Here is an 8,808-nt window from a genome sequence, read left to right as displayed (position 1 = left end):
CCGCGGACGTCGTCGAGCGTGGGGATCGAGCGTGGGGATCGAGCGCGGGGACGTCGTGCTCAGGTACGGGCGGACGGCCCCTTCACCCGATCGGCCGTTCCGGCCGCTTCGGCCGGACGGGCTCGGCTCCCCGTGCTCGATGAGCGGCCCGGACGCCGGCTGACGCTCACCACCAGGCAGACGCCCGCCACCACGATCGCGCCGCCCGCGAGGGTCGGGCCGGTCAGCGGTTCGGCCAGGATCAGCCAGCCCAGCAGCACCGCGACCACCGGGTTCACGTACGCGTACGTGGCCACCAGGGTCAGCGGGGCGGAGCGCAGCAGCCAGGCGTACGCGGTGAAGGCGAGCAGCGAGCCGAACACCACCAGGTAGGCGAGGGCCAGCCAGGACCGGCCGGAGACCGCCCCGAGGTCCACCCCGTGCTGCTCGCCGCGGCCCACTCCGACCAGCAGGTCGCCGAGGCCGCCGGCCAGCATCTGGTAGGCGCTCGCGGCGAGCACGTTGCCGGGCATCGGGATCTTCTTGCTCACGAAGGAGCCGGTCGCCCAGAGCAGGGTGGCGCCGATGATCAGGATCACACCGCCCGGTTCGATCGACCCGCCGATCGCGGGGGCCGACAGGACTCCCAGGCCGACCAGTCCGAGCAGCACCCCGGCCAGCTCGGCCGGCTTCGGGCGCTCGCCGCCGAACGCCGTCAGCACCACCATCCACAGCGGAACCGCGGCCACCAGCAGGGCCGCCAGGCCGGAGGGGACGGAGGTCTCGCCCAGGACCACCAGTCCGTTGCCGCCGGTCAGCAGCAGCAACCCGACCAGGGCGGAGGAGGCCAGCTGGCGCCGGGTCACCTTCAGACCGGCCGGGCCCTGCCGCACCAGGAGGTAGCCGACCAGCAGCAGGCCGGCGGTGAGGAAGCGGGCGCTGGCGGAGAGGAAGGAGGGCATCGTCTCCACCGCGACCCGGATCGCCAGGTAGGTCGAGCCCCAGACGACGTAGACCACGAGGAGGGCCAGCCAGACCGCGCCGCCGAGGCGGGGAACGGGGCTTGCCCCGGCCTTGGCCTCTCCGGCTCTGGCGGCGGCCGGGGTGTCGGGGGCCGAGCCGGGGGTCGCGGCCGGTTGGGACGGTGACGCGGCCGGTTGGGAGGGTGAAGCGGGCGATGTCATGTGTGTCCCCCTTGGACGGTGCTGGCCGAACATCCGACATGACAGCGCATGGACGGCCCGGAGCGCCAGTCGGTATCAGGAATCGGACCGCGGGACGTACCGTGAACGCTCCCCGGCGAGGAGGTCGAACCCGTGTCCGCATCCGAGGAGGCCCTGCCGTTCTTCGTGTACGGCACCCTGCGCAGCGGCGGCCGCAATCATGCCGTCCACCTGGCCGGGCGCTGTGCCGACGTCCGGCCGGCCGTGCTGGAGGGCGCCGCGCTGCACGAGGGCCCCGGCTTCCCGTACGCGGTGCCGGACCCGGCGCCCGGGCGTCGGATCGTGGGTGAGCTCGTCACCGTACGCCCGGGCGCGTACGCCGGAGCTCTGGAGGCCCTGGACCGGCTGGAGGACTGCCGGGCGGACGGGACCGGGCTGTACGTACGGCGGCGGATGGCGGTGCGGACGGCGACGGGCGAGCGGCGGGCGGCCTGGGTCTACCTCGCCGGGCCGGGGGCCGAGGCGCGACTCCGGGAGCACCCGGCGCTGATCGAGTCGGGGGACTGGGGAGCGGGTGGGGGACAGACCGCCAGGTAGGCTGCCCCGGCCAGTCAGATTTCCCACTCACTTGGCCTATCGACCGACGAGGAGCCACCCGGTGCCCGAGCTGCCACCCCCGATCACCGTCGTCGGGATCGGGGCCGACGGCTGGCCCGGCCTCGCCGTCGGCTCCCGGACCGTGCTGCGGGAGGCCGAGGTCGTCGTCGGCGGCCCGCGCCAGCTGGACCTGCTCCCCCGCGACGAGGTCGCCGCCGAGCGCGTCCCCTGGCCGTCCCCGCTGCGCCCCGCCGTCCCCGGGCTGCTCGCCGCCCACGCCGGCCGCCGCATCGCCGTCCTGGCCAGCGGCGACCCGATGTTCTACGGCATCGGCCGCACCCTCGCCGAGACCGTCGGCGCCGAGCACCTGCGCATCCTGCCGCACCCCTCCTCCGTCTCCCACGCCTGCGCCCGGCTCGGCTGGCCGCTGGAGGCCACCGAGGTCGTCAGCCTGGTCGGCCGGCCGCTGGACACCCTCTCCCTCGCCCTCCACCCCGGCCGCCGCCTGCTGGTGCTCAGCGCCGACTCCGCCACCCCGGCCGCCGTCGCCGGGCTGCTCACCGCCCGCGGCTACGGCACCGCCCGCCTGCGTGTCCTCGAACAGCTCGGCGCCCCGGCCGAACGCCACCTGGACGGCCCCGCCGACGGCTGGCCGCACCCGCCCGGCGACCCGCTGAACGTCATCGCCGTCGACCTCGGCGACGGCCCCCGCACCTCCCTCGTCCCCGGCCTGCCCGACGCCGCGTACGAGAGCGACGGCCAGCTCACCAAGCGCCACGTCCGCGCCGCGACCCTCGCCACGCTCGCCCCCTCCCCCGGCGAACTGCTCTGGGACGTCGGCGGTGGCTCCGGCTCGATCGCCGTCGAGTGGCTGCGCGCCCACCGCGACTGCCGGGCCGTCAGCGTCGAGCGCGACCCGGTGCGGGCCGAGCGGATCGCCCGCAACGCCGCCGCGCTCGGTGTGCCCCGGCTCCGGGTGGTGACCGGCCCGGCCCCCGCCGCGCTCGCCGAACTCCCCACCCCCGACGCCGTGTTCATCGGCGGCGGCCTCACCGCGCCCGGCCTGCTGGAGAGTTGCTGGGCCGCGCTGCGCCCCGGCGGCCGGATCGTCGCCAACACCGTGACGCTGGAGTCCGAGGCGCTGCTCGCCGAGTGGTACCGGCGCCACGGCGGGGAGCTCGTCAAACTCGCCGTCGCCCACGCCGTGCCCGTGGGCGGCTTCACCGGCTGGCGCCAGGCCATGCCGGTCACCCAGTGGTCCGCCGTCAAGCCCTCCGTCAAGCCCTCCGTCCAGCCCGACGGCCGTGCCGCTGAAGACCGCACGTCCGACAACCCCCTTCAGGAGAACGCCTCGTGACCGTCCACTTCATCGGAGCCGGCCCGGGCGCCGCCGACCTGATCACCCTGCGCGGCCAGCGCGTCCTGGCCCGCGCCGAGGTCTGCCTGTACGCGGGCAGCCTCGTCCCGCGCGAGCTGCTGGACGAGTGCCCGCCCGGCGCCCGCCTGATCGACACCGCGCAGCTCAACCTGGACCAGATCACCGCCGAGCTGGTCGCCGCGCACGAGGCCGGCCAGGACGTGGCCAGGCTGCACTCCGGCGACCCGTCCGTCTTCTCCGCCGTCGCCGAGCAGATGCGCCGCCTGGACGCGGCCGGCGTGCCCTACGAGGTGGTGCCCGGCGTGCCCGCCTTCGCCGCCGCCGCGGCCGCGCTGAAGCGGGAGTTGACCGTCCCGACCGTCGGCCAGACCGTCATCCTCACCCGGATCGCCAAGCGCGCCACCCCGATGCCCGAGGGCGAGGACCTCGCCACCCTCGGCCGCAGCGGCGCCCTGCTGGTGCTGCACCTGGCCGCCGGGTACGTGGACGACGTGGTCGAGCAGCTGCTCCCGCACTACGGCGCCGACTGCCCGGTCGCCGTGGTCGCGATGGCCAGCCGCCCCGACGAACTGGTGCTGCGCGGCACCGTCGGCGACATCGCCGAGCAGGTCAAGGCCGCGGGCGTGGTCCGCACCGCCGTCATCATCGTCGGCCGCACGCTGGCCGCCGAGCAGTTCCGCGACAGCCACCTCTACTCGGCGGACCGCGAGCGCCCGCACGAGCCCTGCGGGGCGTGATGCGACACGTCCTGGTCCTCGGCGGCACCACCGAGGGGCGGACGCTGGCCGCCGAACTCGCCCCCACCGCCCTCCGGGTCACCAGCTCGCTGGCCGGCCGGGTCGCCCGACCCCGGCTGCCCGCCGGGGAGGTGCGGATCGGCGGCTTCGGCGGACCGGAGGGCCTGGCCGACTGGCTGCGCACGGAACGCGTGGACGCGGTGGTGGACGCCACCCACCCGTTCGCCGCCGGCATCTCGCACAACGCCGCCCTCGCGGCCGCCGCCACCGGCGTCCCCCTGCTGATGCTGCGCCGCCCCGGCTTCACCCGCGTCGACGGAGACCACTGGCTCCCCGCCCCCTCGCTCGCCGCGGCCGCCGACCTGCTGCCCCGACGCGGGGAACGGGTCTTCCTCACCATCGGTCGGCAGGGCGTCGCCGCCTTCGCCCACCTCGACGGCGTCCACTTCCTCGCCCGCTCGGTCGACCCGCCCGAGCCACCGCTGCCGCCCTCGTTCGAAGTCCTGCTGGACCGCGGCCCGTTCACGATCCAGGGCGAGGAGGCGCTGCTGCGCAAGCACGACATCGACGTCCTGGTCACCAAGGACAGCGGCGGCGCCGCGACCGCCCCCAAGCTGACCGCCGCCCGCGGACTCCGTCTGCCCGTCATCATCGTGGAACGCCCACCCGTACCGGAGGGCGTCCCCGTCGCACCCGACGTCCCGGGCGCGCTGCGCTGGCTGGAGCACCTGCGGTAGGAGCGGGGAAATTGGGCGGCGGGCCCGTCGGACGGCGGGCAGGATGGCCCGATGACCGATGATCAGCGTACGCAGACCCCCCGCACCGCCGACGAACGGACCACGCTGGCAGGCTTCCTGGACTACCAACGCGACACCCTCGCGATGAAGTGCGAAGGCCTCACCACGGAGCAGCTCCGCGCCCGCGTGCTGGAACCGTCCGGGCTCTCCCTGCTCGGGCTGGTCCGCCACCTCGCCGAGGTGGAGCGCAGCTGGTTCCGCAACGTCCTCAACAAGGAGGACGTGCGCGGCTTCTGGGGACGCCCCGACGGCTCCTTCGCCGAGTTCGACGCCGAGGCCGCCGACCCCGACGAGGCCTTCGCGATCTGGCGCCGCGAGTGCGACCACGCCAGGGAACTGGTGGCCGCCGCCGAGTCGTTGGACGTCCTGGGCCACTACGGCGAGGAGGTCTTCTCGCTGCGCTGGATCCTCACCCACATGATCGAGGAGTACGCCCGCCACAACGGCCACGCCGACCTCCTCCGCGAACACCTCGACGGCACCACCGGCGAGTAGCACGAGCGGGATTCACCGGCCGGACCGGCCGAGAGGGAGCAGGCAGTGCGGACCCGCCAGAAGGAACGTGGGACGCCCGGGCCGTCCGAGCCCTGGAACGAGATCGTTCCCGGGCTCTGGATGGGCGGGCACTACTTCACCCTGCCCGGCGGCGAGCTGGAACCCGCCGTCGTACGGGCCGAGTTCGACCTGGTGGTCAGCCTGTTCACGCTCCCCGGGCACGGCCCGGCGCCGGGGGTGGAGCACGTCGTCCGGGAGGTGCCCGACGCCCCGCTCGCCCCCGGTCAGCTGCTCGCCGTCGAGGAGGCGGCCGAGCTCACCGCGGCCGCCGTCCGCCGGGGCCGTCGGACGCTGGTGCGCTGCCGCTCCGGGTACAACCGCTCGGGCCTGGTGGTGGCACAGGCCCTGATCGGCCTCGGCCACGAGTGCGGCGAGGCGGTCCGGCTGGTCCGGGAACGGCGCTCGCCCTGGGCACTGAACAACCCGGTGTTCGTGGAGTACCTGAACACCGGGTTGGAGGTTTCCGTTTTGCTGGCCGGTCTCAACGGGTGAGGACGGCCAGCAGCGTGACGGTCGGTCAGATGTCGCGGAAGGTCTCGATCCGGGCGCCGATGGAGTTGAGGCGCTCGGCGAGGTCCTCGTAGCCGCGGTTGATGACGTAGACGTTGCGCAGGACGGAGGTGCCCTGGGCGGCGAGCATGGCGAGCAGGATGACCACGGCGGGGCGCAGGGCCGGCGGGCACATCATCTCGGCGGCGCGCCAGCGGGTGGGGCCCTGGACCAGCACGCGGTGCGGGTCGAGGAGCTTGACGTCGGCGCCGAGGCGGGTCAGCTCGGTCAGGTAGATCGCGCGGTTGTCGTACACCCAGTCGTGGATCATCGTGGTGCCGTGGGCGGCCGCGGCGATGGCGGCGAAGAACGGCACGTTGTCGATGTTGATGCCGGGGAACGGCATCGGGTGGATGGTGTCGATCGGCGCGGTCAGCTTGGAGGGCCGCACGGTGAGGTCGACCAGCCGGGTCTGACCGTTGTGGGCCCGGTACTCGGGGGTGCGGTCGTAGTCGAGGCCCATGCCCTCCAGCACCGCGAGCTCGATCTCCAGGAACTCGATCGGCACCCGGCGGATGGTCAGCTCGGAGGAGGTGACGACGGCGGCGGCAAGCAGGCTCATCGCCTCCACCGGGTCCTCGGCCGGGGTGTAGTCGACGTCGCAGGTGATCTCCGGGACGCCGTGCACGGTGAGGGTGGTGGTGCCGATGCCCTCGATCCGCACACCCAGCTTCTCCAGGAAGAAGCAGAGGTCCTGGACCATGTAGTTGGGCGAGGCGTTGCGGATGACGCTGACGCCGTCGTGCCGCGCGGCGGCCAGCAGGGCGTTCTCGGTGACGGTGTCCCCGCGCTCGGTCAGGACGATCGGGCGGTCCTGCGGGGTGCCCGGCTCGACCGAGGCGTGGTAGGCGCCGCCGGTGGTGGCGACCTCCAGGCCGAAGCGGCGCAGCGCGGTCAGGTGCGGCTGCACGGTGCGAGTGCCGAGGTCGCAGCCGCCCGCGTACGGGATGGCGAAGCGCTGGGCGCGGTGCATCAGCGGGCCGAGGAACATCAGCACGCTGCGGGTGCGGCGGGCCGCCTCGACGTCCATCGCCGCGAGGTCCAGCTCGGCGGGCGGGGTGAGTTCGAGGTCGCGGCCCTCGTTGATCCACCGGCTCTTGACGCCGATGCTGGTGAGCACCTCGAGGATGCGGTAGACCTCTTCGATCCGGGCGACGCTGCGGATCGTGGTGCGGCCGGTGGTCAGCAGCGAGGCGCAGAGGATCGCCACGCAGGCGTTCTTGCTGCTGCGGACGTCGATCGCGCCGGAGAGCCGGGTGCCGCCGGCGACGCGCAGGTGCATCGGGCCGGAGTAGCCGAGGGAGACGATCTCGCTGTCGAGGGCTTCGCCGATGCGCGCGATCATCTCAAGGCTGACGTTCTGCTTGCCCTGTTCGATGCGGTTGACCGCGCTCTGGCTGGTTCCGAGGGCTTCGCCGAGCTGCGCCTGGGACCAGCCGCGGTGCTGGCGCGCGGTGCGGATGAGGGTGCCGATACGGGTGAGGTAGTCGCCTGTCACTCGCCAGACGATATCTCATGGTTGAGATGGCGACAGAATCAGAGGTCCGCCCTACTGCTCCATTTGTCCGATTCTTGCCCTGTTTGGGTGTCAGTTCTTCACGTCACCAGGCGATGTTGTCACGCCGTCGTGACACCCGTGACATTGTCACGGCCCGAGCGGCTCCGCCCGGCCGACGACGGTGCCCGCGCGGTCGATGCAGATGACGTCCACCGCGACCGGCGAGCCCACCAAGACGCCGAGCGCCGTCGCCCGGGCCGCCTCGGCGACCAGGTCCCCGAGCGGCACCCCGGCCGCACGGCACAACTGCACGGCCTCCAGCGCGGTGTTGGCGCCCGCGACCGCCTCGGTCAGCGCCTCGTCCGCCCCGCCCCGGCGGGCCAGTCCGGCCAGGTAGCCCTTGTCCACCTGGGAGCGCGCCGAGTGCAGGTCGAGGTGGCCGGCCGCGAGCTTGGACAGCTTGGCGAAGCCGCCCGCGATGGTCAGCCGGGGCACCGGGTGGCGCTTGAGGTACTTGAGCACGGCCCCGGCGAAGTCGCCCATGTCCAGCAGAGCGTCCTCGGGCAGCCCGTGCTCCGCGACCGCGACCTTCTCCGAGGTCGAACCGGTGCAGCCGGCCACGTGGGTGCGCCCCGCCGCGCGGGCCACGTCCACGCCACGGCGGATCGAGTCGATCCAGGCCGAGCAGGAGTAGGGGACAACCACTCCGGTCGTACCGAGGATGGACAGGCCGCCCAGGATGCCGAGCCGGGGGTTCCAGGTGGAGCGGGCGATCTCCTCGCCGTGGTCGACCGCGATCTCGACCACCACGTCCCCGCTGCCGCCGTGCGCGGCGGCCACCTCGGCGACGGCGTCCCGGATCATCTGCCGGGGCACCGGGTTGATCGCGGGCTCGCCGACCGGCAGCGGCAGACCGGCCTTGGTGACCGTCCCCACCCCGGGGCCGGCCCGGAACACCACCCCGGTGCCGGGCTCGCCGGACCGTACGGTCGAGCGGATCAGCGCGCCGTGGGTGACGTCGGGGTCGTCGCCCGCGTCCTTGACCACTCCGGCCATGGCGGCGGTGCGCCCGCCGCGGCCGGTCGGCCGCTCGGCCTCGTTCGTCCCCTCAGCTCCGGTCGGCTGCTCGGCCGCGGTGAGCCCCTCAGCTGCGGTGAGCACCTCGGCTTCGGTCAGCTGCTCGGCCGCGGTGAGCTCCTCGACGACGGTCAGCTGCTCGGCCGCGAGGGCGAAGGCGGGCTGCTGCCCCTTGGGGAGGGTGATGACCACCGGGTCCGGGAACTCGCCGGTGAGCAGCGCGGTGTACGCGGCCTTGGTGGCGGCGGTGGCGCAGGCGCCCGTCGTCCAGCCGGGCCGCAGGCCGCTGCTCTTCAGCTGGCCGGCCCGGCCGCCCGCCCCGGCTCCGGCGCCGACCCCGGCTCCCGCCTCGGATCCCGCTGCGGCCACCTGCGCCCCGTTTCCGACGGCGCCCGCGCCGTCCTGCTCCGCTCCGGCGGCCGCACCGGACGCCGTCGCCGATTTTCCCCCACCGGCCCGGATGGGGCCCGACCGGGGT

The 8,808-nt window shown here is 74.2% G+C and carries 9 protein-coding genes; 6 read left to right on the top strand and 3 right to left on the bottom strand.

The window, feature by feature from the left end:
• Positions 1-59 precede the first annotated feature (59 nt).
• Entirely contained in the window at positions 60-1,163 is a 1,104-nt protein-coding gene (locus tag ACFU6K_RS02590) for an EamA family transporter (RefSeq protein ID WP_380660452.1), read from the bottom strand.
• Positions 1,164-1,295: 132 nt separating this feature from the next.
• On the opposite strand from ACFU6K_RS02590, the gene ACFU6K_RS02585 reads away from it, so the two are divergent.
• From ACFU6K_RS02585 to ACFU6K_RS02560, 6 genes are all read left to right on the top strand, one after another.
• On the top strand, positions 1,296-1,739 hold the full coding sequence (locus ACFU6K_RS02585; RefSeq protein ID WP_380660451.1) for a gamma-glutamylcyclotransferase family protein: 444 nt from the start codon (positions 1,296-1,298) through the stop codon (positions 1,737-1,739).
• A gap of 61 nt (positions 1,740-1,800) precedes the next feature.
• Positions 1,801-3,096 carry a precorrin-6y C5,15-methyltransferase (decarboxylating) subunit CbiE gene (cbiE, locus tag ACFU6K_RS02580; protein ID WP_380660450.1) on the top strand — a complete coding sequence of 432 codons (1,296 nt, stop codon included), beginning with the start codon at positions 1,801-1,803 and terminating at the stop codon, positions 3,094-3,096.
• Complete coding sequence (gene cobM, locus ACFU6K_RS02575) at positions 3,093-3,854, top strand: precorrin-4 C(11)-methyltransferase (protein WP_380660449.1); 762 nt, start codon at positions 3,093-3,095, stop codon at positions 3,852-3,854. Before cbiE ends, cobM begins: the two co-directional genes overlap by 4 nt.
• On the top strand, positions 3,854-4,591 hold the full coding sequence (locus ACFU6K_RS02570) for a cobalt-precorrin-6A reductase (RefSeq protein ID WP_380660454.1): 738 nt from the start codon (positions 3,854-3,856) through the stop codon (positions 4,589-4,591). The genes cobM and ACFU6K_RS02570 overlap by 1 nt, the downstream gene beginning before the upstream one ends.
• Positions 4,592-4,642: 51 nt before the next feature.
• Positions 4,643-5,146 (top strand): DinB family protein, encoded by a 504-nt coding sequence (locus ACFU6K_RS02565; RefSeq protein ID WP_380660448.1) that lies wholly within the window; start codon positions 4,643-4,645, stop codon positions 5,144-5,146.
• A 45-nt stretch (positions 5,147-5,191) separates the two neighbouring features.
• Entirely contained in the window at positions 5,192-5,698 is a 507-nt protein-coding gene (locus ACFU6K_RS02560; protein ID WP_380660447.1) for a protein phosphatase, read from the top strand.
• Between the two features lie 25 nt (positions 5,699-5,723).
• Here ACFU6K_RS02560 and ACFU6K_RS02555 read toward each other — a convergent pair whose 3' ends face one another.
• A complete protein-coding gene (locus tag ACFU6K_RS02555; protein ID WP_049649821.1) occupies positions 5,724-7,253 on the bottom strand; it encodes a UDP-N-acetylglucosamine 1-carboxyvinyltransferase in 1,530 nt (509 codons plus the stop codon).
• Positions 7,254-7,400: 147 nt separating this feature from the next.
• The gene (locus ACFU6K_RS02550; protein WP_380660446.1) at positions 7,401-8,699 is read right to left on the bottom strand and encodes a cobalt-precorrin-5B (C(1))-methyltransferase; all 1,299 of its coding nucleotides are present in this window, start codon (positions 8,697-8,699) and stop codon (positions 7,401-7,403) included.
• Between the last annotated feature and the right edge of the window lie 109 nt (positions 8,700-8,808).

The sequence above is a fragment of the Kitasatospora sp. NPDC057512 genome (assembly GCF_042802135.1).
Taxonomy (GTDB): domain Bacteria; phylum Actinomycetota; class Actinomycetes; order Streptomycetales; family Streptomycetaceae; genus Kitasatospora.
Note: the sequence above shows the minus strand (reverse complement) of the source record. Positions and strands in the feature narration are given on the sequence as shown.